Raw genomic sequence first — 25,544 nt, 5'->3', positions numbered from 1 at the left:
CGCGGCTGCCCGTCAGGCCCGTCACCGGCTCCTGGCTGACGCCGCGCGCGCGGCGGGTGCTCGCGTGATCCTGATGGGGCACACGGCGGACGACCGTTCGGAGGCCGAAGTCATGCGGACGATGGGCGGGACCACACCCTCTCCCCGGGAATGGACACCTTCGCCCGTCTGGCCCGAGGGCCGAGGCGTCTTTCTCCTGCGCCCCTTGCTCGCAATCCACCGGTCAGACCTGCGGGCGTGGCTCGCCGCCCGGGGCGAATCCTGGATCGAGGATCCGGCCAACAGCGACGTCCGGTTCGCCCGTAGTCGCGCCCGGCTCGCCCTGTCCAGCAAGCCCGACAGGGAGGCGATGGAAATTTCCCTCGGCGAAGCGGACGGGGCCGCTGCAGCCCTGTCGGCCGAGGCGCAGGCGGTACCCTTCGGACTGGTCCTGGACCGTAGACGTTTCCGGACGGCGGACAGGGGCGCGGCGATCCAGGTGGCGGGCGCCGCCTGTCTGGCCGCCGCCGGGTCCGCGAGGCCGCCCAGGTCCGCCACCCTCAGGGCGCTCTGCGAGCGGCTGTCCGGCGACGGAGCCGTTCACGCCACACTGGCCGGGGCGCTTATCCTTGCCGACGGCACCCGGATCCTCTGGACCCGGTCACCCGGGGAGGCCCGGCGTTCAGGCGTCGTCGACCTGGTGCTGGAGGCCGGGGAGACGGGGGTCTTCGACGGGCGCTTCGAGATCGTGGCGGACCGGCCTGCCCGCGTCAGCCTGCTGGCCGGCAGGATGGCGCGCCTGGAACCCCTGGTTCGGGCGGCCCTGGCCGCAGCGCCTGCACCCTGCCGGGGCGCCCTGGCCGCGGTGGTGTCCGAGGAGGGCGTCCGGCTCGCCGGGACGCCGGGCTCAGGCGTTCGGCTCCGCCCCCTGGCGCGAGCGCGCCTTATCGCGGCCTGCGGCGGCGTCGCCACCGAAGCCGGGGCAGCGGCCCTTGAGGCTAGCCTGCAGGATTGACGGAAAGAACGTGCTCGAAGCCGCGGACGACCCGGTGGGCGAACCGGGGGCCCAGAAGGCTGGCGTGTTGGGCCCCGGGAACGCGGTCCACCCATCCGGCGCGGGAATCGACAGCAGGCGCGTTCTGGAGGGCCTGGAGGTCGGCGGGCAGGGGTACGGCACCCGCCGTCACGACAGCCACGGGCAGATCCGGATCGAAGGGCCCCTGCATCCGCCCCTGCTCGGCCGAGGCGGGCCATTGCTGCACTTCCCGGGCCGCCGTCCGCGCATGCGAGGCCGAGGCGTAGATCTGTCGCTTCTCAAGGGAAACCTCAGGCGGAAGACCGATCCGGTCCCCGGCCACCAGGGCCCAGGCCTGCATGACGCCGAGGTCGGCCACCCGGTCGAGCCCGAACATGGCCAGGCGGAAGCCGCCGACCATCCAGGCCACAGCTGGATGTTTGCTGGACTCTGGGGTCACGGCGTCCACCAGCACCAGGCCGTCCAGGCGATGGCGGACCCGGGGGGCGAGGCTGCGAAGGAAGAGCCCAGCCATGGAGTGGCCGCCGAGAACCAGGCGCGAGTTCGGGTCGACACAGGCGACCAGGGCCTCCAGGTCAGCGGCGATGGCCCGGGCGTCGCGGGGATCCGGGCCCGGATCCGAATACCCGAGGCCGGCCCGGTCGTAGGCCAGGCTCCGGACGCCCTGCTCGGCCAGCAGGGTCTGGACGACGAACCAGTCGGCGGCGCAGCCGAAAGCGCCGCATTCCAACACGACCAGCGGTCCACCTTCCGAAGGTCCGGCCCTCACGGCGCGCAGACGCCGGCCGCCGATATCGACGCCTTCGCCCCTCAAGACGGCCCCCCGGAGGTCGCAGCCGTCGGGGCTATTTCCAAGTGTAGGAGACCGGGGCGGCCACAGGGCCGAAGGTGATCTCCACCGAGGTCACGGCCTTGGCCCCCGCCGGTGGCTTGAACACGGCCCGCGTCGCCTCGGGCAGGACCCGGATAGGCGGCGCGCCATCGAAGGCCACCCTCACCTCCCGGACTGATTCCTCGGGCGACTTCAGCAGCTTGGGCCGGGCGGCCTCTCCGGGAGCCTCGCCGCTGATCTGGAAATAGCGCTGGGTCTGGCTCAATCCGGCGAACCAGACGATCTTGAAACCGTCGCCGGTCACCCACCAGCTGGGGCTGAGGCCGACGTCCGCCGAATAGGCCTTGGGGCCGGTCCCGACCGTGACGCGCCCGGACCGGGGTTCGAGAACTCCGTTGGTGTTCGGCTCGAGGGGGATGGAAAAGACGATGGGCGCGGCAGGTGCTTCCGGTGACTTGGGTCCTGAGCACGATGTAAGTAGGACAATCGACGCGAGCAAAAGCCCGTTTACGAGACTTCGCATGACTTGCCTCCCTGATGGCGACAGGGAGCATGTACCCAGAGGAAGGGTGCTGCAAGCGGAGGCTGAATTCCTGAAAGTCGCGCTTCACAGGGACTTGAGGATACCCTCGACCATCTTCTTGGCGTCACCGAACAGCATCATGGTGTTGTCGCGGAAGAAGAGCTCGTTCTCGACGCCGGCATAACCCGAGCTCATTCCGCGTTTCACGAACAGAACGGTCCGGGCCTTTTCGACGTCCAGGATGGGCATGCCGTAGATGGCGCTGGAGCGGTCGGTCTTAGCCGCCGGGTTGGTGACGTCGTTGGCCCCGATGACGAAGGCCACGTCCGCGGTCGGAAACTCGGCATTGATGTCCTCGAGCTCGAAGACCTCATCGTAGGGTACGTTGGCCTCGGCCAGCAGGACGTTCATGTGCCCGGGCATGCGGCCAGCGACGGGGTGGATGGCGTACTTCACGTCGACGCCTTCCTCCTTCAGCTTGTCGGCCATCTCGCGCAGGGCATGCTGGGCCTGGCTGACGGCCATGCCGTAGCCGGGAACGATGATCACCTTGGAGGCGTTCTTCATGATGAAGGCCGCGTCTTCCGCCGAGCCCTTCTTGACCGGGCGGGTCTCCACCCGGCCGCCGGCCGCCGCTGCGCTGTCGTCAGCGCCGAAGCCGCCCAGGATGACCGAGACAAAGCTGCGGTTCATCGCCTTGCACATGATGTAGGACAGGATCGCCCCCGATGAGCCGACGAGGGCACCGGTGATGATCAGGGTGATATTCTCGAGGGTGAAGCCCAGGGCCGCCGCCGCCCAGCCCGAATAGCTGTTCAGCATGGACACCACGACGGGCATGTCCGCGCCACCGATGGGGATGATGAGGGTGATCCCGAGGATGAGGGCCAGGGCGAAAATGGCCCAGAAGGCCCAGAGGGCTGAACCGCCGCTGACCACCAGAACGCCGACCAGGCCCACCAGGGCAAGGCCGATCAGTATGTTCACGACATGCCGGGCGGGAAGCAGGATGGGCGCCCCCGACATGTTGCCGTTCAGCTTGGCGAAGGCGATGACCGAGCCCGTGAAGGTCACCGCGCCAATGGCCAGGCCCAGGGACAGCTCCACAAGGGAACCGCCGTGGATGGCGCCCGGCGCGCCGATCCCGTAGGCGCCCGGCGTATAGACGGCGGCTACCGCCACGAGGCAGGCGGCAAGGCCGACCAGGCTGTGGAAGGCGGCCACCAGCTGGGGCATGGAGGTCATGGCCACCCGGCGTGCGATCACCGCACCGATCCCACCCCCGACGCCAACGCCGCCGAGTATCAGCCCGACGGTCAGGCCATCCAGCTTGTCCTGGCTGAACAGGGTGACGAGGGTCACGCCGATCGCAAGGGCCATGCCGATCATGCCGTTGCGGTTGCCCGCCTGGCTGGTCACCGGGCTGGACAGTCCGCGCAGGGCCAGGATGAAGAGCACCCCGGAGACCAGGTAGAGGATGGCGGCGAGGTTGGCGCTCACTTGGCGGCATCCTTCTTGGCGGGCTCTTTTTTCTTGTACATGGCCAGCATCCTTTGGGTGACGAGGAAGCCACCGAAGATGTTCACCGCCGCCAGTCCAGCGGCAAGGGCGCCTGCACCCTTGGAGATCATCGCCGCACCTGCGCCGGCGCCCGGTGCGCCCTGTGCGGCCGCAGCCAACAGGGCCCCCACGATGATCACCGAGGAGACCGCGTTGGTCACCGCCATCAGGGGCGTATGCAGGGCTGGAGTGACGCTCCAGACCACGTAGTAGCCGATGAAGATGGCCAGAACGAAGATGGCAAGCCGAAAGACTGTGGGATCAACGTCCATGTGCACCTCCATCAGGATCCGGCGAGAGCCGGATGCACGATCTTTCCACCGCTGACGACCAGGGCAGCCTTGAGGATTTCATCTTCAAGGTCGGGAGCAAGGGCCCCGTCCTTGTCGAGAAGAAGGCCCGAAAAAGCCAGCAGGTTCCGGGCGAACAGGGCCGAGGCGTCCGCCGCAACCCGACCCGGCATGTTGGCGATACCGAGGATCTTTGCCCCGTTGTCCGTTTCGACGGTCTCGCCGGCCTTCGCGCCCTCGACATTTCCGCCCTGCTCAACGGCGAGATCGACGAGGACCGAGCCGGCCTTCATGGAGGCGACCTGGGCCGCCGTGACCAGGCGGGGTGCCGGCCGGCCCGGGATCAGGGCGGTGGTGATGACGATATCCTGCTTGCCGATGTGGCCAGAGATCAAGTCGGACTGCTTGGCCTGGTACTCCGCGCTCATCTCCTTGGCGTAGCCACCGGCGGTCTGGGCGTTGCGGAATTCGTCGTCCTCGACGGCGATGAACTTGGCCCCAAGGGACTCCACCTGCTCCTTGGTGGCCGGCCTGACGTCGGTGGCGGTGACCACGGCACCCAGTCGGCGGGCCGTGGCTATGGCCTGGAGCCCGGCGACGCCGACCCCCATCACGAACACCTTGGCCGCGGCGATGGTGCCAGCGGCGGTCATCATCATGGGCAGGGCGCGGCCATAGGCGCTGCTGGCCTCGATCACGGCGCGGTAGCCGGCGAGGTTGGCCTGGGAGGACAGGATATCCATCACCTGGGCGCGGGTGATCCGGGGAATGAACTCCAGGGCATAGGCGTCCACCCCGCTGGCGGCGAGGGCCTCGAGCCCGGCGCGGTCCTGGTAGGGGTTGAGCGAGGCCGCGACGATGGCGCCCGGCTTCAGGGCCGAAAGGGCCTCGGCGGAGGGCATCCGGATGCCGAAGAGGATGTCTGCACCCTTGACGGCGTCGGCGGCGGACGGGGCCAGCCGCGCGCCTGCGGCAGCGTAGTCGGCGTCGAGGCAGGCAGCGTGCTGGCCAGCTCCGGCCTCGACGGCCACGGTGAAGCCGGCGGCGATCAGCTTGCGAACAGTCTCGGGCGTGGCGGCGACCCGGGTTTCCCCGGGATGGGACTCACGGATAACAGCGATGACGGCCATAGGTCGTTCCGGTCTCCCGATGATGGTACAGGCTCAGCCCGACCCTAATGCGCCGCGTCGGGCTTTTCCCGAAGAACGACAATGCCGATCACAGTCAGGGCCAGGGACGCGCCTAGGCCCGCCAGGAAGCCGGCGGGGGTGCAGAACCAGAGGACCAGCAGGACCAGCAGGGCGGCGATCGCCAGGGAGCCCCACTTGGTGACGACCATGAAGCCGCCATAGGTGGCGGCCTGCTCGCTGATATCCATGTCGCCGTGATGATATTCGGAGGGCATTCGGGACTCTCTTGTTCCGATACAGGGTCTGTGGACGGGGGGTTACACGCTCCAGCCGCGCCGCTCAAGTCCGCCGGTGAGGTCGGGCTCAGGCACCGGGCCAGACCGCCAGAAGGCCGCGGAGTGCCGAAATCAGCGCCAGGGGTTGGTCGATCATGATGTGGTGGGCGGAGTCCGGAATGGCGATCTCCAGGGTCTGGGGCGGCAGGGGCGAGGGTCCGCCCTCTTTCCGACGGCTGATGATGGCCGAACGGTCGCCATAGATATGGACCAGGGGGATAGCGACCTGGGGGGGACCGCCGCCCATCATCCCGCTCATCAACCCACGGTCGAGCTTGGCCCACATGTTGGGGTCGAAGCGCCAGCTCCAGCCCTCCGAGCCGTCCGGCTTGGTCACCTTCTTCAGGGACTGGCGGGCGATGTAGTCCGCGATGAAGAGGTTGCCGGCCACCTGTGGAGGCATGAGGCGGAATCGGGACAGGGCCTCTTCCAGGCTGGGATAGACCCGCTGGGCCCGGTCGCCCGTTGGGATGTTCCGGACCTGCTCGGCCATGCGCTCGGCCATGCGCTTGCCTTCGGCGGAGTCCGGGGGCGGCCCGCCGAAACCCGTGTCCACCAGGATGGCGGCCCGCATGCGTTCGGGATGACTGGCGGCGGCGAAGAAGACCTGCGAGCCGCCGAAGGAATGGCCGATATAGATCGGCTTTCCAGCTTCGTAGAGCCCCGCGGCCTGGGCCACAGCCTCCGCGTCGGTGGCAAAGTCCTGGAAGGCGTAGGTCTCGCGCCAATCCGAATCGCCCATGCCCGCCAGGGACATTGAGGCCACCCGGAAATCCTGGGCGAGAAAGGGGGCGATGAAGCTCCACCAGTCGGCGTGGGCGGAGTTGCCATGCACCAGGAGCAGGCCGGGCTTGCCCCGCTGTCCCCAGACCAGCATCTCGATCCGGGCGCCGAGGGACTCCACATGACTGCGCTCCGGTGCCTGGGCCAGGGCGTTCCGGAACCATTCGGGGGAGTCCGGCTCCCCGCCGCGGAAGGGGGCGAGCGGTGCCTGGACCTCTGGCGGCAACGCCCCCGGTTCGGTGTGTATCGGGCGGTCGTCGTAATACCCGACGGGCGCGCCTTCCTTGATCGCGGGATCGATCGGCATGTTCTACTCCTGCGCCTCCCGGTAGCCCGCTTTTCGGCGGATAGACCGGATGCCCTTGTATACCCCGGTGCCGGTCATCAGTATCCGGTCACCCGACCAGATCCGCCCCGCAACAGTAAAGATATCGCCGTCCTCCGCGAGGATTTCGCTGGTCCCCTCGACCCAGTTGCCCATCAGTCCCGGACCCATGAAGTCGGTCACCAGGCGGACCGTCACCCAGCCCATCTCGCGCTGGTTGGAGATCACCCGGCCCCAGGCCATGTCAGCGAAGCTCATCAGCATGCCGCCGTGGCAGTTGTTCATGCCGTTGGCGTGATGGCCCTCGACCCGGAAGGCCAGGACCTCGAGATTCGTCTCCGGATCACGGCGCGAATAGAAGGGCCCGACCGTGCGGCCGAAGCCGTGCTGCCAGAGATTGATCACGAAGCCGTCGGGCACAACGGCCGTAGGGCCTTCTGTCAGGTCATCGGACATAGCGATGGGGTGACTAAAGGAGCCCCGGAAAATGGCAAGCGCCTTCCGGCTTGGCGGGGGCGCCGGCACATGATTGATAGGGGGCTCCTGAAGTTCTTGGGGGGCAGTCGGAATGTTGAGATCCGGTGTGCTGGCGGTCGGACTGGCCGCCCTGGCCCTCTCGGCCTGCGCCACGACGAAGGGCCCGACCCCAAAGGCGGAGGCCAAGGCCGCCGCTGCCAAGCCCCTGCCAGCCGGACTGGACCCAGGTGTGCGGCCCGATGCCTTTCCCTCGACCTACAGGCCCCTGCCCTCGGCGGCCTTCGCCATCGTCGGTGCCCGCGCCCTGACGGGAACCGGCCAGGCCCTGGACAACGCCACCGTCCTGGTGCGCGACGGGCGGATCGAGGCGGTGGGCGAGGGCCTCACGGTCCCGGCTGGCGTGACAACCGTCGACGCCCGGGGCAAGTGGGTCACGCCCGGCCTAATTGACACCCATTCTCATCTGGGCGTCTACGCCTCGCCCGCCGTGGCGGCGCACTCCGACGGCAACGAAATGACCAGCCCAACGACCCCCCAGGTCTGGGCGGAGCACTCCGTCTGGCCCCAGGACCCCGGATTCAACACCGCCAGGATCGGCGGCGTGACCACCGTCCTGATCCTGCCGGGATCGGGCAACCTGATCGGCGGCCGTGGGGTGACCCTACGCAACGTTCCCTCTCGCACCGTGCAGGGCATGAAGTTCCCCGGCGCGCCCTACACGCTGAAGATGGCCTGCGGCGAGAACCCAAAGCGTGTCTACGGGTCCAGGGGCCGGGCGCCCTCCACCCGGATGGGTAACGTCGCCGGTTACCGCGCCGCCTGGATCGAGGCCGCGGACTACGTCCGGAAATGGGATGACTACCGGGCGAAGGTAGGGCGCGGAGAAAAGGCTGATCCGCCCCGCCGGGACCTCGGGCTCGACACCCTGGCCGGCGTCCTGCGCGGCGAGATCCTGGTCGAGAACCACTGCTACCGGGCCGACGAGATGGCGATCATGATCGATATCGCCAAGGAGTTCGGCTACCGGATCACCGCCTTCCACCACGCCGTGGAGGCCTACAAGATCGCCGACCTGCTGGCGGCCAACGACATCTGCGTGGCCACCTGGGCCGGCTGGTGGGGTGCCAAGCTGGAGATGTACGACTCGGTCGAGGCCAACGTAGCCCTGATCCATGCGGCCAAGGGCTGCGGCATCATCAAGTCGGACGACCCGGACCTTACCCAGAGGCTGAACCAGGAAGCCGCCGTGGCCCTGGCCGCCGGACGGGCCGCCGGACTGCAGATCTCCGAGGCCGAGGCCATCCGCTGGATCACCGCCAACCCGGCCAAGGCCCTGGGCGTCCTCGACCAGACCGGCACCCTGGAGCCCGGCAAGCGCGCCGACATCGTCATCTGGGACCATGATCCCTTCTCGGTCTACGCCCGGACGGAAAAGGTCTTCATCGACGGGGCCCTGACCTGGGACCGCCGGGACCCGCGCTACCAGCCGCGGTCCGACTTCGATCTTGGCCAACCTGGCGAGGGAGTCCGCTGATGCGCCGTCTAGTTCGCCTCGCCACCGCCCTTGCCCTGGCTTCCGCTGTCCCAGCAGCGGCCGAAACCGTCGCCTTCACGGGTGCCCGCATCGTCACCGCCGGACCGGCCGGAACCCTGGACCCAGGGGTCCTCGTCGTCCGCGACGGAAAGATCGTCTCGGTCGGCAAGGGGTCACCGCCTGCGGGTGCCCGGGTCATCGACGCCTCAGGCGCGGTCATCACCCCTGGCCTCTTCGCCACAGGAAGCCTGTTGGGAGCGGTGGAGATCAGCGCCCTGGGCGACGACCTGTCGGTGGACAATCCCCAGATCGGCGCCGCCTTCGACATCCGCGATGGCCTCGATCCAGCCTCGACCCTGATCCCGGTGGCGCGGACGGGCGGCCTGACCAGCGCCGTGGTCCTGCCCCAACCGGCGGGCGGAGGCTATGAGTACCACGAGGGTGAAGGCGACGTCGCCGGCGAGCGCATGACGGCCGGCGGCGGCCAGGGCCCTCGGCCCAACACCCTGTTCGCCGGCCAGGGCGCAGTCATCCGGCTCGATGGCTCCGACGACATGGTGGTGCGCGGCGGGATCGGGGAGGTCGTGGCCTTCGGCAATACTGGCGCCCGCGCCGCTGGTGGCGCCCGGGGGGCGCAGATCGCCGCCCTGAAGTCCGTTTTCACCGATGTGCGGGCCTATGCAGCCAACCGGTCAGCCTGGGAGCGCGGAAGCTATCGCGAGCTCGGCCTGTCCCGGGCGGACCTCGAGGCCCTGGTGCCCGTGGTGCAGGGGCGGACCCCGCTCATCGCCCGGGTCCATAAGGAGGCAGACATCCGCGCGGTGCTCAAGCTGGCCAGGGAAGAAAAACTCAAGGTCATCCTCGAGGGTGCCGAGGAAGGCTGGATGGCAGCGGCGGACATCGCCCGGGCCGGGGTCCCGGTCATCCTCTATCCCTACGCCGACAGGCCTGAGAGTTTCGAGGTCCTCGGCTCGACCCTGGAGAACGCGGCACGCCTCCAGGCTGCCGGAGTGACCGTGGCCCTCACGGCCCCCGAGGGCGCGGCCCATCGGGCGCGCGAGACCCGTTACGCCGCTGGAACCGCCGTGGCCTGGGGCCTGCCCTGGGACGCGGCCCTGGCGGCGGTGACCCTCAATCCCGCGCGGATGTTTGGCGTCGGCGACCGGACCGGAAGCCTCGAACCGGGCAAGGATGCGGACCTCGTGGTCTGGTCTGGCGACCCCTTTGAGCCGCTGACCACCGCCCGGGCCGTCTACATCCGCGGCCAGGCCCAGTCCCTGACCACCCGCCAGACGGAGCTCAGGGACCGCTACCTGGATCTCGGAACGCCCCTGCCACCCGCCTACAAGCACCGCTAGGGCCTGTCGGACCGGCGCGTCAGCCCACCAGAGCCTCGAAGGCGTCAACCTGGCGCTCAAGCTGGCGCACGCCCGCCGCCCAGAAGTCCGGGTCCCGGGGGTCGAGACCAAAACGCGCCAGGGCTTCGGCACAGGTCCGGGTTCCCCCGGACGCCAGCAGGTCCTCGTAGAGGGGCACGAAGGCCACCGGGTCCTCCCGGCGCCTTTCCATGAGGGACCGGACGAGCAGGTCGCCGAAGGCGTAGGCGTAGACATAGAAGGGCGAGTGCACGAAGTGGCTGATATAGCCCCAGTAGTGCTCGTATCCGGCGTTCAGCCGCACCGCCGGGCCAAGGCTTTCGCCCATCACCTCCAGCCAGAGCCCGCCGATCGCCTCGGGGGACAGCTCGCCATTGAGACGGGCGGCGTGGAACCGGGTCTCGAACTGGTGGAAGGCCATCTGCCGGACGACTGTGTTCAGGCCGTCCTCGATCTGCCCGGCCAGCAGGCCCCGCCTTTCCGCCGGCCCCGCCTCTGCCAGGAGACGCTCGAAGACCAGCCCCTCGCCGAAGATAGAGGCGGTCTCCGCCAGGGTCAGGGGCGTGTCGGCCAGCAGGGTGCCCAGCGGGGCGCAGAGGCGCTGGTGGACAGCGTGGCCCAGCTCGTGGGCCAGGGTCAGGACATCCCGGCGCTCGCCCATATAGTTCAGGAAGACATAGGGATGGTGCGGCGCGATCACCGGGTGGGAATAGGCGCCCGACTGCTTGCCCGGGCGGGGCCGGGCGTCGATCCAGGGCTGTTCGAAGAGGTCGCGGGTCCCGTCCGCGAACCGGGGCGCCAGGTCCCGGAAGCTGGCCTCGACGATTGCGCGCGCCTCGGGCCAGGTCCAGGTCCGGGGCGCGACGGAGTCCAGGGGCGCATTGCGGTCCCAGTGATCCAGGGCGGTCCGCCCCATCACCTTCGCCTTCAGGCGGTAGTAGCGATGGCTGACCCGGGCATAGCCTGATGAAACCGCTGTTTCGAGGGCGTGGACGGCCTCGGGGTCGACCTCATTGCCAAGGTGGCGGCCCGCCACCGGATCCGGATACCGCCGCCAGCGATCCTCGACCTGCTTCTCGAAGGCCAGGGTGTTGAGGGCCAGGGCCAGGGTCGGTCCCGACTCGGCGAGGGCGGAGGACAGGCCCGAGGCCACCCTCCGGCGCTCTTCCGGGTTCGGGTCGGAAAGGGCGTTCAGCGCCTCCGGCAGGGTCAGCCGACGCCGGCCCGCCCGCACCTTCATCCGGGCCAGGGTCTCATCGTAGAGCCGGGTCCAGTTGGCCACCGCCGGGCCCCGGTCGACCAGAATGCGCTCCAGGTCCGCCGAGAGTTCATGCGGCCGGAAGGCCCGCACCCGGCGCAGCCAGGGTCGCCAGCGCGCGGCATCGGATGACGCCGCCAGGGCGGCCTCGATCTCGGCGTCCTCCAACTGGTTGATCTCGAGGGTGAAGAACAGGCTCTCGGCGCCGATCCCAGCCGACCGGGTCCGGATATCCGCCTCGAAGCGCGCCCAGTCTGGATCATCCCGGGCCGTAGACGCCGCCAGGCCGGCGAAGGCCCCGATGCGCCAGAGCGCGTTGGAGGCCGCCTCATGGAGCCGGACCCCCTGGTCCAGGAGCCCGCCCAGGGCGGCGGGATCGGACCGTGAACCCACCAACCGCCCCTCCAGGGTGAGCAGTTCGGCGTTGGCGGCGGCGGCGGCATCAAAATCGGCGTCGATGCGGGGATCTTCCCGGCCAGCGTAGAGGTCATCAAGACGCCAGATGGGAAGGGTGTCGGGGGAAACATGAGCGGTCATGTCCCGAACCTAACCTAGGGCTCCCCGCCGCCGCCAGCCCTGGACTGACGAGGAAACGGCACCTTCGACTTGACGTAACGGGAGGTGAGGGGCGAGATTAGTCCTTGGCTGGGGATCGCCGCTGACCTGACCGGAGTAGATACCAAAAAATGATGTTCCGAGCCGCCGTCCTTGCCCTGGCCACCCTGGCAGCCGCGCCCGCGGCTTCCTCAGCCGCGCCCGCAGCGCCGGCAGATCCCGCCCGCGCCTCTACACCCTGCTTTCGCCTGAGCGACCTTGGCGGACACACAATCGCTTCTTCGGACACCCTCTACTATTCCGTGCGCCGGAAGGAGGTCTATAAGTTTACCTTCAGCGGGTCGTGCCTCGCGGGTGTGACCACTTCGGACCCCCTGGTTCTGGAGCCCCTCGGCGCCTCCAGCCAGATCTGCAAGCCCATGGACCTGAACCTCGGCGTGGCCGGACCCATGTCCCGGCGCTGCATCATCAAGTCGATCGAGCGGCTGACCCCCGAACAGGCCGCAGCCCTGCCCAAGAAGCTGAAGCCCTAGGGCCTGTTCCTTTAAGACGGAACGTCTGAAAAGGAAAAAAGGCTCTAATTTCAATATGTTAGAGCCTGTTCCGCGGGCCTCAGCGGCCCTGGGGCAGGGGCTCGAGTCCCAGGCAGACCGAGACGCAGCGCCGCGCCAACTCCTCGCTGGCGTCGATCATTTGGACGCGGACATCCGCCGGGTCGAGCACCAGGGGCGCTTCCGTGCAGCCAGCGATGACCGCCTCTGCGCCTTCGGCGACCAGGGCCTCCGCGAGGGTGGCCATGCCCTCCCGGACCTGGGGTCCCAGGTCGCCGCCCTTGATCCGCGCCAACAGGTCCATAAAGCGGGCCTGGTCGTCCCGGGACAGGGTGACCAGACCCATGCCCTGGGCGGCGATGTACTCGTGGTAGAGCCGGAGGGCGTCGCGGGTTCCCAGCACCCCTGCCCTGCGGGCGCCCGTGTCCCGGGCCACCCGGCAGGCGGTCTCGATCATGTCCACCAGGGGAAGGCCCGAGGCCCGGCTGATCAGGTCTGCGTGGACGTGGGCGGTGTTGCAGGCGATGGCCAGGACCTGGGCGCCAGCGCCCTGGAGACCGCCGGCCATTTCCGCGAGGACCGGCCCGGCCTGGGCGAAGGGATCGTTTCGGTCGGGCACCTGGGGATTGATGTCCACGATGACCCGGATGTGGTCCTGGTCCTTGTTCGCAGGCGTCAGGGCCTGGAGCTTGCCCAGGAAGTCCAGGGTTGCGGCGGGTCCCATGCCGCCAAGGACGCCGAGAACCTGGTTCATTCGAGATGTCCTTCCAGAACGGATGTATAGCCCGTCAGGCCCTGCGCACCGCCGGTATGCAGGAAGACAACGGTCTCGGTGGCCCAGCGACCCTTGCGGGCATAGTCGATGAGCCCCTTCACGGCCTTGCCGGTGTAGACCGGGTCCAGCAGCAGGCCTTCGGTGCGGGCAACAAGGCGCAGGGCCTCGAAGACCCCCTCGTCGGCAATGCCGTAGCCCGCGCCAACATAGTCGCAGTCAGCGACGGTCATTTCCCGACGCACCCGGTCCGCCGAGCCCAGCAGGGCGGCGGTCTCGACGGCCAGGGCGTGGACGTTGGCCTCCTGGCGGTCCCGGGGTGCGCGAACGCCAAAGCCGTGGACGGGGATGTCCGCACCGATCGCGGCCAGGCCAGCGATGAGGCCGGCGTGGGTGCCCGCACTGCCGGTGGCGGTGACGATCCGGTCGATCTTCAGGCCCTGGGCATCAGCCTGGACCAGGAGTTCGCGGGCGCAGTCGGCATAGCCCAGGGCCCCGACCGCATTCGAACCCCCGCCCGGGATGATGTAGGGCCGACCGCCGCGGGCCCGGACCTCGTCCGCCACCTCCGCAAGAGCCGCGTTCATGTCGCTCCCGGCCGGGACCCGGCGCAGCCGCCCGCCCAGTAGCCGGTCGAGGAGGACGTTGCCCGACTGGTTGTAGTCCTCAGCCTCCGTCGCCACCCGGGTCTCCAGGATGATCTCGCAGGCGAGCCCGAACCGGGCCGCGGCGGCGGCCGCCTGCCGGACGTGGTTGGACTGGACCGCCCCCTGGGTCACCAGGGTGTCGGCCCCGGCCTCCAGGGCCTCGCCGACCAGGAACTCGAGCTTGCGGGTCTTGTTGCCACCGCCGGCCAGGCCGGTGCAGTCGTCGCGCTTGACCCACAGGGTCGGGCCGCCAAGCGCAGCGGACAGGCGCGGCATGGGCTCCAGGGGCGTCGGCAGGTGGGCGAAGCGGGCGCGGGGGAAGCGGGCCAGGTGCATGGACGATCTCCTGTCTTGCCCCATACACCGCCCGCCCTCGCGACGCACCCTGAAGACGTCTGTTCCAGGGCGGATATTCCCCCGGCGTCCCAGCGGCCCTAGATAGGGGCAATGGCTCTCCCGGCACCCCTCAGGATTCGCGACCTCTCCAAGACGGTGCCCGGTGGACGGGTCCTGTTCGAGGGTCTCGACCTTGACCTTTCCGCCGGCGAGGTGGTGGCGATCACCGGGGAGTCCGGCGCTGGCAAGTCCTCCCTCCTGAACCTGGTCGCTGGCCTCGACGCCCCGGACGGCGGCGAAATCTGGATCGGTGGCCGGGCTCTCTCTGGCCTGAATGAGACGGAACGGACCCGGCTGCGGCGGGAGCAGCTGGGCTTCGTCTTCCAGGCCTTTCATATCCTTCCCCACCTGACCCTGGCGCAGAACACGGCCTTGCCTCTGGTGCTGGCCGGGGTGGAGGGCGACACCGCCCTGACCCGGGCCGCAGAGCTTCTGGTCGCCGTCGGCCTGGGCGGCCGCGAGGCTGACTTCCCGTCGCGCCTGTCGGGGGGCGAGCTGCAACGCACGGCCATCGCCCGGGCCCTCGTGCACCAGCCCGGCCTGATCCTGGCAGATGAGCCCACAGGCAACCTGGACCCGGAGACCGCCGACCGCAGCCTTGCCCTGCTGCTGGATGCAGCGCGGTCCAGGGGGGCCTCTGTCCTCCTCGTCACCCACTCGGTCCGCGCCGCCGAGGCGGCCGACCGGACCCTGGTCCTCGGTCGCGCCGGACTCAGGAACCGGCATGGCGGCTGATTCGGCGCTTCCCCCGACCCTCCTAGGCTGGATGGTCCGCGGCGAGTGGAGGGCCAACCCGGTCCGTACACTGGTGGCGGTGCTCGCCATCGCCGTGGGCGTGGCGCTCGGCTTCGCCGTTCACCTCGTCAACCGCTCGGCCCTCGCCGAGTTCGACTCCGCCGTGCGCAGCGTCAGCGGTTCGGCGGACATCCGGATCGAGGCGGTGGCCCCGGCCGGGTTCGACGAGGCCCTTTATCCGCGCATTGCCCGCCTGCGGGGACTTGCCGCTGTCAGCCCGGTGATCGAGATCGCCGCCCGGACGACAGCCGGCGATCCCCTGACCGTCATCGGGCTGGACCCGCTGAGGGCAGCGCGGGTGACGCCAGCCCTGGCCGCCGCCTCGGGACCGGGATCCGGCATGGGGTTCGGTTCGGGGCCCGGGAGGGACATGGAAGACGCCGTCTGGCTGTCCCCGGCCACGGGATGGCGGGCTGAACCCGGCGCGAAGTCCACCACTTTCGAAATCCGGGAAGGCGGGCGACGAGTCGTCATGCCCGTGGCGGGGGCCCTGCCCGGGGTAGAGGCTGGCCGGCGGATCGCCGTCGCCGATATCGCTGCCGTCCAGCAGAGGTTCGACAGGGTCGGCCGATTGACGCGGCTCGACGTCATGCTTGCACCCGGGATCCGGCCAGATGCCGCGGCCCGGGATATCTCGGCCGTCCTGCCCCCGGATGCGCGCCTGGTTACGCCGGAGGCGGAGACCCGCCGCACCAGCGACCTGTCCCGCGCCTATCGGGTCAACCTGGGCATGCTGGCCATGGTCGCCCTGCTGACAGGGGGCTTCCTGGTCTTTTCGGCCCAGTCCCTGTCGATCGCGCGGCGGCGACCCGCCTTCGCCCTGCTCCGGGTGCTGGGACTCCAGCGGCGGGGCCTGTTCCTGCAGGTCCTGGCCGAGGGCGCCAGCCTGGGGGTCGTCGGCGCGGCCCTGGGGCTTGCCGGCGGGGCGGGGCTGGCCTGGGGCGTCCTGGGCCTCCTCGGCGGCGATCTCGGGGGTGGCTATTTCAGCGGCAGCCGGCCTGTCCTTGAGATCTCGCCGGCCTGGGCGACCTTTCACGCCGGCCTGGGGCTGGCGGTGGCCATCGCCGGAAGCCTGTTTCCCGCCCTCGAGGCCGCCGGAGCCCCCCCGGCCGAGGCCCTGAAGGCGGCGGGACGGTCCGGGGACCCCGAGCGCCGGCCGCCCCTGGTCCCGGCCCTTGTCCTGGGGTCCGTCGGCCTTGCAGCGGCCTTCGCGCCCCCGGTCGCCGGCCTGCCCCTGTTCGGCTATGCCGCCATCGCCCTCATCCTGGCGGCAGGTGTCGCCGCCATGCCCTGGCTGGCGCGAGTGATGATCGCCCCCTTGGCCAGGATGAGGGCGCCGGTTCCCGTCCGGCTGGCGGCCGCGCGCCTGGCGGGCGCCCCTGACCAGGCGGCTGTCGCCCTCTGCGGACTGGTGGCCAGCGCCGGCCTGATGGCGGCCATGGGCCTGATGGTCTCCAGCTTCCGGGGGTCCGTGGACGAATGGTTGGTCGCCATCCTGCCCGCGGACATCTACCTCAGGGTCGCCGCGGCCGAGACCTCGGGCCTGGATCCCGGCCTGCAGGCCGCCCTGGCCGCCCTTCCTGGCGTCACCGGCATGGAGTCCCGCCGGTCCCTGACCCTGAAGCTTACGCCCGAGCGCCCAGCGGTCACCCTGCTGGCGATCCCCGTACCCCCAGGCACCCGCGCCCCCGACCTGCCCTGGCGACGCGCCCCGACGACCGTCGGGCCGGGAGAAACCCCGGTCTGGATTTCCGAGCCCCTGTCGCGCCTCTACCACCTGGCACCGGGAGACAAACTTGATCTTCCCCTGGCGGGCCGATCCGTGCCCCTTCGGGTGGCGGGGGTCTGGCGGGACTATGGCCGGCAGTTCGGCGCCCTGGCCGTGCCGCGTTCGGACTATGCCCGCCTGACCGGTGACACCGGGGCCAACGAGGCGGCGCTGACCCTGGCTCCGGACGCCGACCGGGCAGAGGTCCTGGCGCGGGTGCGCGGGTACCTGCCCCCGGACCTCGCTGCCCAGACCGAGATCGCGCCCGCTGGCGAGATCCGCCGGGCCGCCCTTAAAATCTTCGACCGGAGCTTTGCGGTGACCTACGCCCTGGAAGCGGTCGCGGTGCTTGTAGGGGTCGCCGGGGTCGCCGCGACGGTCTCGGCCCAGACCCTGGCCCGGCGAAGGGAGTTCGGCATGCTGAGGCACGTCGGTGCGGGGCGTGGCCAGATCCTCGCCATGCTGGCCCTTGAAGGCGCCTTCCTGGGCGCCATTGGCGCGGTCGCCGGCCTCGCCCTTGGGGCGGCCATGGGCCAGGTTCTGATCCAGGTGGTGAACCCGCAGTCCTTCAACTGGACCATGGACACCCGCTGGCCTTGGGGCCTGCTGGGGGGCCTGACCCTTGCCCTGACCCTGGCCTCGGCCCTCACCGCCCTCCTCGCAGGCCGCAGCGCCCTTTCGGCGGACGCGGTGCGGGCCGTGCGGGAGGACTGGTAGGATGGCGGACCTCACGCGCAGGACCCTCCTCACCGCGGCGGTCCCCCTTGCAGCTGCACCCGCCGTCGCGGCCGCCCCGGCCTTCGCCCCGGTGGTTCCGGGCCGCCGACTGGTCTTTCCAAGGGACCACGGCGCCCACCCCGAATTCCGGACCGAGTGGTGGTACATCACCGGCTGGCTCGAAGAGTCTGGCGCACCCCTCGGTTTCCAGATCACGTTCTTCCGGACACGGACGGGTCTGGGTGAGGATAATCCCAGCCGCTTCGCGCCCCGTCAGGTCCTGTTTGCCCACGCCGCCCTTTCCGACCCCCGAACCGGTCGCCTGCTCCACGGCCAGAGGATCGCCCGGGAGGGGTTTGGACTGGCGGGCGCCTCGACCCGGGACATGGACGTCGTGCTGGACGACTGGCGCCTGGTCCGCACGCCCACGGGCGAGCTGAAGACCCAGGCCGCGGGCGAGGGCTTCAGCCTCGACCTGACACTTGCGCCCACCCAGCCCCTCCTGCTCCAGGGACAGGAGGGCTTCAGCCGCAAGGGGCCTCGTCCCGGGCAGGCCAGCTATTATTACAGCCTGCCGCACCTGAAGGTCTCCGGCGTCCTGGGGCGCGAGGGACGGCGCCGGCAGGTCCGCGGCCAGGCCTGGCTGGACCGGGAATGGTCCTCGACCCTGCTCGATCCCTCGGCGGTGGGCTGGGACTGGACTGGGGTAAACCTCGATGACGGCGGCACCCTGACGGCCTTCCGGGTGCGCGACGCCCAGGGGAGCCCTATCTGGACCGGTGGCTCCCTGCGCACGGCGCAGGGTCGGACCTGGAGCGCGCCCAATGGCGCCGTGGCCTTCGATCCGGGCCGCACCTGGAAGTCGCCGCGCACGGGCGCGGTCTATCCGGTCGCGCCGACCGTGCGCATGCAAACGCCCCAGGGGGAGAGACGCTGGACCCTGACGCCCCTGTTCGACGACCAGGAACTGGACAGCCGCCCCTCGGGAGGACCTGTCTACTGGGAAGGCGCCGTCCGCGTCCCCGGCGGTTCAGGCTACCTGGAGCTGACCGGCTACGCCGCGCCGCTTAGGCTTTAGGCCCAGGTCACCCCCCATCAGCTGCCCTCCCTAATTCCTCCCCCCAGGGGGAGGTGGACCGGGGCGAAGCCCTGGGACGGAGGGGGTCAAGGGCCTCTCCCGTGAACCCTCAGCCGGCCAGGGAGTCTGCGTCCAGGAGGGCCAGGTCCCCGCCGCCGGCCATGACCCCCTCGGCGACGCCCGGCGCCTGGGCCAGGACCTGGTCGGCGAAGATGCGGGCCAGGGCGGCGCGGGACTCCGCCAGGGCCGGTGCGCGGCTGCGAGCCAGGACGGCCTGGCGGGCCAGCATCCAGCCGCCGATGACATCGCCGGACAGGCGCAGGTAGGCCGTGGCGCCGGCCAGGGCGTCGGGGCCCCGGTTCTGCTGCATCCAGCCCGTGGCGGCGGAGAGGGCCGCGACCCCAACGGCCAGGCGTCGGCCCACGCCCTCCAGCCCCGCCTCGGCCTCGAGGGCCGCGGCGTCGGCGGCCATCTCGGCGCAGAGGCCCGGCATCAGGACGCCGTCCATCATGGACAGCTTGCGGCCGGCAAGGTCGACGGCCTGGACGCCGTTGGTGCCCTCGTAGATCGGGGCGATCCGGGCGTCGCGATAGTGCTGGGCGGCGCCCGTATCCTCGATGAAACCCATGCCCCCATGGACCTGGACGCCCATGGAGGCGACCTCGACGCCGACATCCGTGGACCAGGCCTTGGCGATGGGCGTCAGCAGTTCCTGGCGGCCCCGGGCCAGGTCCCGGCTCGAAGCCTCCGGGGCGAGGCGGGCCTGGTCGGCCAGCACGCCGGTCAGGAGGCAGATGGCCCGGGCCGCCTCGACCTTGGCGCGCATGAGGGCCAGGCTCCGGCGGACGTCGGGATGGCCGAAGATGGATTCCCCTCCCAGTGCCGGGCGGCCCTGAACCCGGTCCTGGGCATAGGCCAGGGCCTGCTGCAGGGCGCGCTCGGCGATGGCCACCCCTTGCACACCCACCTGAAGCCGGGCGGCGTTCATCATGACGAACATATGGGCCAGGCCGTTGTTCGCCTCTCCCACCAATTCGGCGCGGGCGCCCTCGAACAGCATGACGCAGGTGGGTGACCCATGGATGCCCAGCTTCCTCTCGATCGAAGCGGCACGCAGGGCGTTGGCCGCACCTAGCCGGCCCTCGTCGTCGATCAGGCGCTTGGAAGCGAGGAAGAGGCTGATGCCCTTGACCCCGGGCGGGGCGTCCGGGAGGCGCGCCAGCACCAGGTGGCAGATGTTCTCGGCGGCGTCATGGTCGCCCCAGGTGATGTAGATCTTCTGACCGGTGAGCCGGTAACCGCCATCGCCGTCGGGCTCGGCCCGGGCGGTGACGCCGGCCAGGTCCGTACCGGCCTGGGGCTCGGTGAGGTTCATGGTGCCGGTCCACTCGCCCGAGACCAGGCGGGGCAGGACCAGCCGCTTCTGGCGCGGGGTGCCGTGTAGGGTCAGGGCCTCGATGGCGCCCTGGGTCAGCATGGGGCAGAGGCCAAAGGCCATGTTGGCGGCGTGGACCATCTCGAAGACGGCCAGCTCAAGCACCTTGGGCAGGCCCTGGCCGCCGAACTCCGGGTCCGCCGCCAGGGAATTCCAGCCCTGGGCCGCGAAGGCCCGGTAGGCTTCGGCGAAGCCCGGGGCGGCCGAGACCACGCCGTTCTCGAACCGGGCCCCGATGCGGTCGCCGTCGGCGTTGAGCGGAGCCAGCTCGGCTTCCACGAAGGCGGCCGCCGAGGCCAGGACCGCCGTCACCGTCTCTGCGTCGAGGTCGGGATAGCCGTCCGCCATGAGGGCGGGCAGACCCGCCGCCGCAAGGGCGAGGTCCAGGCTCTGCAGGGGGGCGCGGAAGGACATGGGAAACTCCGGAGCAAAGGCTGCAGGCTTGATGGCGCAGGGCGCCTCGCCCGCGCAACCCTTTTGACGCCGGTTGACCCTCGCAGGACGGAGGTCTAGAGCGCCTTCTGCGTCAGGTTCTCCCGAGAGGGAGATGAAAAGGGAACTCGGGTGTAAGGCCCGGGCTGCCCCCGCAACTGTAAGCGGCGAGTCCGCGTGTCACAAAGCCACTGGCCAGGAACCTTCGGGAACCCAGCTGGGAAGGCGACGCGCAAGGGACATTGACCCGCGAGCCAGGAGACCTGCCTGACGCCGTCGTCATCCGACAGGCCGGGGTGTGCCTGAAGGACGGGTCTCTCCCGACCGGCGACAGACACAACCGGACCGCATTTGCGGGCCGGGGAAGCCTGTTCGGCTGCAGTTCGCGGCCGCATATCGTCCGGAGGAGGGCGCGATGAGTCTTGTGAGTCTGGCCGGGGCCGCGGCCCTGGCCGCTATTTCCCCTAAGGCTCCGGTGGACGTCCCGGTGGAGGCCGTAGTTGTGGTGGCCAACCGGATCCCCGTGGCGGCCTCCGAAAGCGGGCGCAGCGTGACGGTGATCCCCGAGGCAGTGATCCGCGACCGCCAGGCCCTGGTGATCTCGGACCTCCTCGCCTCGACCCCGGGGGTCGGCGTCAGCCGAAATGGCGGACCGGGCGGGGTGACGGCCGTGCGGATCCGGGGCGCCGAGGCCGAGCAGACCCTGTTCGTCATTGACGGTGTGCGCCTGAACGACCCCTCCGTCGTCGGCGGGGCCTACGACGCCGCCAACCTTTTGGTGGGCGATATTTCCCGGATTGAGATCCTGCGGGGGGTCCAGTCGGCCGTCTGGGGTGGCCAGGCCATCGGGGGCGTGGTCAGCCTGGAGACCCGCCTTCCGCCGAAGGGCGCGCTTACCGGCGATGCCGCGGCCGAAGCCGGCGGCCTGGGAACCACCTATCTGCGCGGCGGCGTCGGCGGCGCGGGCGAGGCCCTGGCCTGGCGGCTGGCCGCGGACTCCTATGCCACCGACGGGGTTTCGGCGGCGCGCAGCGGGACCGAGCGCGACGGCTACCGGCGGACCGGTGCCTCGGGGCGGCTTACCGCAGACCTGGCCCCCGAGGTCCGCCTGGACCTCCGGGCCGTCTGGTCGGACGCCCGCAACGCCTTCGACGGCTATCCCGCCCCCGCCTATGTCTTCGCCGATACCCGCGAGCGAGGCCGCACCCGGGAAGCCCTCGGCTATGCCGGCCTGACCTTCCCGGTCGCAGGCGGCCGGGTGAAGAACCGGCTGGGCCTTGCCCTCACCGACACCCAGCGCCGGACCTACGACCCCGACCAGGCGGTGACCGACCAGACCTTCCGCGCCGAGGGGCAGGTACGCCGCCTGGAGTACCAGGGCGAAGCGAGCCTCACCCCCGCCTGGCGGCTGACCTTCGGCGCAGAGAGCGAACGCAGCCGGATGCGGATCGCCTCGCCCTCGTCCTTCGATCCGGAACCTGAGGCCCTGACCCGCTCGACCGGCGTGGACTCAGCCTGGATCCAGGCCCTGGGCACCCCGGCGGCGGACCTGACCCTGACGCTGGCGGCCCGCCTCGACCGGCATGACGCCTTCGGGGACCACGGCTCCGGGCAGGTGGCCCTGGCCTGGCACCCCGGCGGTGGCGACACCCTCCTGCGGGCGAGCCTGGGACAGGGCTTCCGGGCGCCCAGCCTCTATCAGCTCTATAGCGAGTACGGGAACGCCGCCCTGCAGCCCGAGACCGCCGTCGCCGGGGACCTGGGCGTCGAGCAGAAGGCCGGCGATGTCCGCCTCTCCCTGACCCTGTTCGGGCGACGCACCGAGGACCAGGTCAACTTCGCCGTCTGCTCGGGCGGAGGCGACCCAAACTGTGCAGGTGGGCGCTACGGCTACTACGCCAACCTCGACCGGACGATGGCCTTCGGCCTGGAGGCGGCGGCCTCCGGACGGCTCGCCGGATTCGACATCGACGCCAGCTATACCTGGACGCAAGCCCGGCTTGAGGGCCAGGCCGGCGCGCCCGACCAGGACCTGGCGCGCCGGCCCAGGGACATGGCCGCGCTCGACGTCAGCCGGACCCTCGCCAGGGACCTCCGCCTGGGGATGAGCCTGAACTACGTGGGCGAAAGTCTCAGCGACCTCTGGGGCGGTCCGCCCCTGAAGTCCTACCTGACCGCCGGCCTGCGGGCCGAGATGCCCTTGGGACCTATGTTATCTGTATACGGACGGATTGAAGATGTGACAGACGAGGCACCCGAGACCGTACGCGGCTATGGCGCACCCGGCCGGGTGGCGACCCTCGGCCTGAGAGGCCGATTCTGACCATGGCGGCGGGTTTCCACAGGACGGTGAGCCGGAGGGTCGCGGCCGGAGGGCTTGCGGCGGCGGTGGGGCTGGGCGCGGCGCCGGTGGGTCCCCACCGGATCGTCTCGCTCAACCCCTGCCTGGACGCCCAGCTGGTCCACATCGCCGATCGTCGCCAGATCGCCGGCCTCAGCCGCCTGTCCCGGGATCCAGCGACCTCGACCCTGGCCGACCTTGCCGCCACCCTGCCCTCGGTGGGCGACACCGCTGAAGCGGTCATCCTGAAGCGGCCCGACCTGGTCCTGGCCAGTGCGCACACCTCAGCCGCGACCCGGCGGGCTCTCGAGCGACTCGGGGTGCCCGTCGCGGTCTTCGAGACCCCGGCCAGCCTCGCCGCCAGCCTGGACCAGGTGCGCCGCATCGCGTCCCTGGCGCACCGGCCCGAGCGCGGCGAGGCCCTGGCGGCGCGCATCCGAGCCGCCCTCGAAACGGCAGCGCCGCGGCCGGGGAGCCGGCGGCCCGAGGTCCTGATCCGCATGTCCGGAGGCATCAGCCCGGGAGCCGGCACCCTGACCGACGACCTCCTGTCCCGGCTGGGCCTCAACAATGCAGCGGGACGCCTGGGCGTGCGCGGCTGGGGGCTCGTGCGCCTCGAGGCCCTGCTCGCCGCGCCACCAGAAGTCCTGGTCCTGGCAGATGACGGGGGCCGCTCGGGACGCGCCGACCAGACCGTAAGACACCCGGCCCTCGTGGCGCTGGACGCCCGGGTCCTGAAGCGCGATCTTCCCGAACGCCTGCTGTTCTGCGGCGGACCGGTCCTGATTGAGGCTGCGGCGGAACTGGCGCGGATTCGCGACTCCGCCCTGGGGGTGCGTCCATGAGCCGTCGACGCCTGGTGGTCTTGTCCCTGCTGGCCCTGCTGCTGACGGCCCTCGTCGCTGCCAGCCTGATGACCGGCCGGATTCCCCTGCCCCTAGCCGAGATGGCCACCGATCCCTCGGACCCCCGTTGGGCCGTGCTGGTCCAACTCCGCCTGCCCAGGACACTGTTGGCCGTGCTGATCGGCGCCGGCCTGGGCCTCTCAGGTGCCGCCCTGCAGGGCTTTACCCGAAACCCCCTGGCCGACCCGGGGGTCCTCGGTGTCTCCTCCGCCGCTGCACTCGGGGCCGTCCTCACCCTCTGGATTCCCGCCGCCGCAGGATGGGTCCAGCCCGCGGCGGCCATGGCGGGCGCCCTGGCCGGGACGGGCCTCCTCCTGGCCCTGGCCGCCGGGGGAAGCTCCATGACCGTCTTCCTGCTGGCCGGGGTGGTCCTGAACACGATCGCCGGTGCCGGCGTGGCCCTCGCCCTGTCCCTGGCTCCCACGCCCTGGGCGGTGAACGGGATCATCGACTGGCTGATGGGCTCCCTCGTCGACCGCGGCCTGCCGGAGACCCTGTTCGCAGCGCCCTTCATCCTTGCCGGCCTACTTCTCCTCTCCAGCACGGGCAGGGCCCTGGACGCCCTGACCCTGGGCGAGACCGGGGCCCGGAGCCTGGGGGTCGACCTCGACCGGACGCGGGTCGTCCTGGCGGCGGGAACGGCCCTGGCGGTGGGTGCCGGGGTCGCCGTAGCTGGGGTGATCGGTTTTGCAGGCCTTGTGACGCCCCACCTGCTCCGGCCACTGATCGGCGCCCGGCCCGGCGGGCTCCTTTGGCCCTCGGCCCTGGGAGGCGCCGTCCTGGTCCTTGCCGGCGACCTGGCGGTCCGCCTCATCCCCTCGGAGGCTGAGGTGAGGCTGGGTGTGGCCATGGCCTGCCTGGGCGGCCCCTTCTTCCTCGGGCTGCTGCTGATGCTGCGACGGAGACTGGGATGAGCCGGCTCGAAGCCCGGGGCCTGACCCTCACCCGGGGCAGCCGCCCAGTGGTCCGCGACATCGACGTGACCCTCCGCACCGGGGAGGTCACCGTCCTCCTGGGCCCCAATGGTGCAGGAAAGTCCACCTTGCTAGAGGCTCTTTGTGGCCTGCTCCGGCCCGCCTCCGGACAGGTCCTGCTGGACGGCGGCGACCTGGCCGCCCTAGCGCCCGCCGCGCGGGCCCGGCGGATCGGACTCCTGCCCCAGACCCATGAGATCGCCTGGCCCCTCGAGGTCCGGATCCTGGTCGGACTGGGAAGGATCCCCCACGTCGGCGCCCGGGGCTTGTCGTCGGAGGATGCCCGGATCATCGATGCGGCCCTGGCCGGGGCGGGCGCCGCGGACCTTGCAGGGCGGGACGCTTCCACCCTCTCCGGCGGCGAGCGGGCGCGGGTGATGATCGCCAGGGCCCTGGCCGGGGAGCCCGAATGGCTGTTGGCGGACGAACCCCTCGCCGGGCTGGACCCCGGCTACCAGATCGACGCGGCGACGACCCTGTCGGGCTTGGCCCGGGAGTCCGGAAAGGGCGTGGTCCTGACCCTGCACGACCTGACCCTGGCCGCCCGCCTCGCCGACCGGGTCCTGGTGCTGGGCGACGGCACCCTCGTCGCCGACGGAGCGCCGGAGACCGCCCTCGCCCCGGACGTCCTGGCCCGGGCCTTCGGCGTGCGCACGGCACTGCGGCGGGGGCCGGAAGGCCTGTCCGTGGACGTCCTTGGGCGGGCCTAGGGCCAATCGACGTCGCCGAGAACCGGCTGC

The 25,544-nt window shown here is 70.6% G+C and carries 23 protein-coding genes and 1 riboswitch; of the genes, 11 read left to right on the top strand and 12 right to left on the bottom strand.

Annotated features, from left to right (window positions below; genetic code table 11):
* On the top strand, nucleotides 1–994 hold a 994-nt coding region (locus tag WCJ52_RS00190), incomplete at its 5' end, for an ATP-binding protein (RefSeq protein ID WP_336901265.1).
* Here WCJ52_RS00190 and WCJ52_RS00185 read toward each other — a convergent pair.
* From WCJ52_RS00185 to WCJ52_RS00150, 8 genes are all read right to left on the bottom strand, one after another.
* Nucleotides 978–1,829 (bottom strand): alpha/beta fold hydrolase, encoded by an 852-nt coding sequence (locus WCJ52_RS00185; RefSeq protein ID WP_336901264.1) that lies wholly within the window; start codon nucleotides 1,827–1,829, stop codon nucleotides 978–980. The genes WCJ52_RS00190 and WCJ52_RS00185 overlap by 17 nt on opposite strands.
* A gap of 31 nt (nucleotides 1,830–1,860) precedes the next feature.
* Entirely contained in the window at nucleotides 1,861–2,370 is a 510-nt protein-coding gene (locus WCJ52_RS00180; RefSeq protein ID WP_336901263.1) for a hypothetical protein, read from the bottom strand.
* A gap of 84 nt (nucleotides 2,371–2,454) precedes the next feature.
* Nucleotides 2,455–3,870 (bottom strand): NAD(P)(+) transhydrogenase (Re/Si-specific) subunit beta, encoded by a 1,416-nt coding sequence (locus WCJ52_RS00175; RefSeq protein ID WP_336901262.1) that lies wholly within the window; start codon nucleotides 3,868–3,870, stop codon nucleotides 2,455–2,457.
* Complete coding sequence (locus WCJ52_RS00170) at nucleotides 3,867–4,202, bottom strand: NAD(P) transhydrogenase subunit alpha (RefSeq protein ID WP_336901261.1); 336 nt, start codon at nucleotides 4,200–4,202, stop codon at nucleotides 3,867–3,869. Before WCJ52_RS00170 ends, WCJ52_RS00175 begins: the two co-directional genes overlap by 4 nt.
* Nucleotides 4,203–4,213: 11 nt before the next feature.
* A complete protein-coding gene (locus WCJ52_RS00165) occupies nucleotides 4,214–5,350 on the bottom strand; it encodes a Re/Si-specific NAD(P)(+) transhydrogenase subunit alpha (protein ID WP_336901260.1) in 1,137 nt (378 codons plus the stop codon).
* Nucleotides 5,351–5,394: 44 nt separating this feature from the next.
* Nucleotides 5,395–5,625 carry an aa3-type cytochrome c oxidase subunit IV gene (locus tag WCJ52_RS00160; protein ID WP_336901259.1) on the bottom strand — a complete coding sequence of 77 codons (231 nt, stop codon included), beginning with the start codon at nucleotides 5,623–5,625 and terminating at the stop codon, nucleotides 5,395–5,397.
* Nucleotides 5,626–5,713: 88 nt separating this feature from the next.
* Nucleotides 5,714–6,775, bottom strand: a complete 1,062-nt coding sequence (locus WCJ52_RS00155) for an alpha/beta hydrolase (RefSeq protein WP_336901258.1) — start codon at nucleotides 6,773–6,775, stop codon at nucleotides 5,714–5,716.
* Between the two features lie 3 nt (nucleotides 6,776–6,778).
* Nucleotides 6,779–7,249, bottom strand: coding sequence for a PaaI family thioesterase (locus WCJ52_RS00150; protein WP_336901257.1), 471 nt, complete (start codon nucleotides 7,247–7,249; stop codon nucleotides 6,779–6,781).
* A gap of 112 nt (nucleotides 7,250–7,361) precedes the next feature.
* On the opposite strand from WCJ52_RS00150, the gene WCJ52_RS00145 reads away from it, so the two are divergent.
* Together WCJ52_RS00145 and WCJ52_RS00140 are read left to right on the top strand one after the other, a co-directional pair.
* The gene (locus tag WCJ52_RS00145; RefSeq protein WP_336901256.1) at nucleotides 7,362–8,804 is read left to right on the top strand and encodes an amidohydrolase; all 1,443 of its coding nucleotides are present in this window, start codon (nucleotides 7,362–7,364) and stop codon (nucleotides 8,802–8,804) included.
* Complete coding sequence (locus WCJ52_RS00140; RefSeq protein ID WP_336901255.1) at nucleotides 8,804–10,162, top strand: amidohydrolase family protein; 1,359 nt, start codon at nucleotides 8,804–8,806, stop codon at nucleotides 10,160–10,162. Before WCJ52_RS00145 ends, WCJ52_RS00140 begins: the two co-directional genes overlap by 1 nt.
* Before the next feature lie 19 nt (nucleotides 10,163–10,181).
* On the opposite strand, the gene WCJ52_RS00135 is transcribed toward WCJ52_RS00140, so the two are convergent.
* Nucleotides 10,182–11,975 carry a M3 family oligoendopeptidase gene (locus tag WCJ52_RS00135; RefSeq protein ID WP_336901254.1) on the bottom strand — a complete coding sequence of 598 codons (1,794 nt, stop codon included), beginning with the start codon at nucleotides 11,973–11,975 and terminating at the stop codon, nucleotides 10,182–10,184.
* A 149-nt stretch (nucleotides 11,976–12,124) separates the two neighbouring features.
* On the opposite strand from WCJ52_RS00135, the gene WCJ52_RS00130 reads away from it, so the two are divergent.
* Nucleotides 12,125–12,526, top strand: a complete 402-nt coding sequence (locus WCJ52_RS00130) for a DUF6491 family protein (protein ID WP_336901253.1) — start codon at nucleotides 12,125–12,127, stop codon at nucleotides 12,524–12,526.
* Nucleotides 12,527–12,605: 79 nt separating this feature from the next.
* Here the strand turns inward: WCJ52_RS00130 and WCJ52_RS00125 are convergent, their stop codons facing one another.
* Together WCJ52_RS00125 and WCJ52_RS00120 are read right to left on the bottom strand one after the other, a co-directional pair.
* Nucleotides 12,606–13,298 carry an amino acid racemase gene (locus tag WCJ52_RS00125; RefSeq protein ID WP_336901252.1) on the bottom strand — a complete coding sequence of 231 codons (693 nt, stop codon included), beginning with the start codon at nucleotides 13,296–13,298 and terminating at the stop codon, nucleotides 12,606–12,608.
* Nucleotides 13,295–14,299 carry a D-cysteine desulfhydrase gene (locus tag WCJ52_RS00120; RefSeq protein WP_336901251.1) on the bottom strand — a complete coding sequence of 335 codons (1,005 nt, stop codon included), beginning with the start codon at nucleotides 14,297–14,299 and terminating at the stop codon, nucleotides 13,295–13,297. The genes WCJ52_RS00125 and WCJ52_RS00120 overlap by 4 nt, the downstream gene beginning before the upstream one ends.
* Before the next feature lie 111 nt (nucleotides 14,300–14,410).
* On the opposite strand from WCJ52_RS00120, the gene WCJ52_RS00115 reads away from it, so the two are divergent.
* Genes WCJ52_RS00115 through WCJ52_RS00105 form a run of 3 tightly spaced genes read left to right on the top strand, consistent with a single transcriptional unit; the run spans nucleotide 14,411 to nucleotide 18,717 of the window.
* Nucleotides 14,411–15,094, top strand: coding sequence for an ABC transporter ATP-binding protein (locus WCJ52_RS00115; protein ID WP_336901250.1), 684 nt, complete (start codon nucleotides 14,411–14,413; stop codon nucleotides 15,092–15,094).
* Nucleotides 15,084–17,639, top strand: coding sequence for an ABC transporter permease (locus tag WCJ52_RS00110; RefSeq protein ID WP_336901249.1), 2,556 nt, complete (start codon nucleotides 15,084–15,086; stop codon nucleotides 17,637–17,639). The genes WCJ52_RS00115 and WCJ52_RS00110 overlap by 11 nt, the downstream gene beginning before the upstream one ends.
* A gap of 1 nt (nucleotide 17,640) precedes the next feature.
* On the top strand, nucleotides 17,641–18,717 hold the full coding sequence (locus WCJ52_RS00105) for a carotenoid 1,2-hydratase (RefSeq protein ID WP_336901248.1): 1,077 nt from the start codon (nucleotides 17,641–17,643) through the stop codon (nucleotides 18,715–18,717).
* A 109-nt stretch (nucleotides 18,718–18,826) separates the two neighbouring features.
* Here the strand turns inward: WCJ52_RS00105 and WCJ52_RS00100 are convergent, their stop codons facing one another.
* Entirely contained in the window at nucleotides 18,827–20,566 is a 1,740-nt protein-coding gene (locus WCJ52_RS00100; RefSeq protein WP_336901247.1) for an acyl-CoA dehydrogenase, read from the bottom strand.
* 97 nt (nucleotides 20,567–20,663) lie between these two features.
* Nucleotides 20,664–20,870: riboswitch (cobalamin riboswitch) on the top strand.
* A gap of 129 nt (nucleotides 20,871–20,999) precedes the next feature.
* Here WCJ52_RS00100 and WCJ52_RS00095 point away from each other — a divergent pair.
* The 4 genes from WCJ52_RS00095 to WCJ52_RS00080 are packed head-to-tail and all read left to right on the top strand — an operon-like array spanning nucleotide 21,000 to nucleotide 25,514.
* On the top strand, nucleotides 21,000–22,907 hold the full coding sequence (locus WCJ52_RS00095) for a TonB-dependent receptor (RefSeq protein WP_336901246.1): 1,908 nt from the start codon (nucleotides 21,000–21,002) through the stop codon (nucleotides 22,905–22,907).
* A 2-nt stretch (nucleotides 22,908–22,909) separates the two neighbouring features.
* A complete protein-coding gene (locus WCJ52_RS00090; protein ID WP_336901245.1) occupies nucleotides 22,910–23,770 on the top strand; it encodes an ABC transporter substrate-binding protein in 861 nt (286 codons plus the stop codon).
* A complete protein-coding gene (locus WCJ52_RS00085; protein ID WP_336901244.1) occupies nucleotides 23,767–24,744 on the top strand; it encodes an iron ABC transporter permease in 978 nt (325 codons plus the stop codon). The genes WCJ52_RS00090 and WCJ52_RS00085 overlap by 4 nt, the downstream gene beginning before the upstream one ends.
* Complete coding sequence (locus WCJ52_RS00080) at nucleotides 24,741–25,514, top strand: ABC transporter ATP-binding protein (RefSeq protein WP_336901243.1); 774 nt, start codon at nucleotides 24,741–24,743, stop codon at nucleotides 25,512–25,514. Before WCJ52_RS00085 ends, WCJ52_RS00080 begins: the two co-directional genes overlap by 4 nt.
* Nucleotides 25,515–25,544 lie beyond the last annotated feature (30 nt).

Origin of the sequence: Phenylobacterium sp., assembly GCF_037138395.1 — a bacterium.
Lineage (GTDB): Bacteria > Pseudomonadota > Alphaproteobacteria > Caulobacterales > Caulobacteraceae > Phenylobacterium.
The sequence above is the reverse complement of the archived record's forward strand: the minus strand, read 5'-3'. Positions and strand labels throughout refer to the sequence as shown.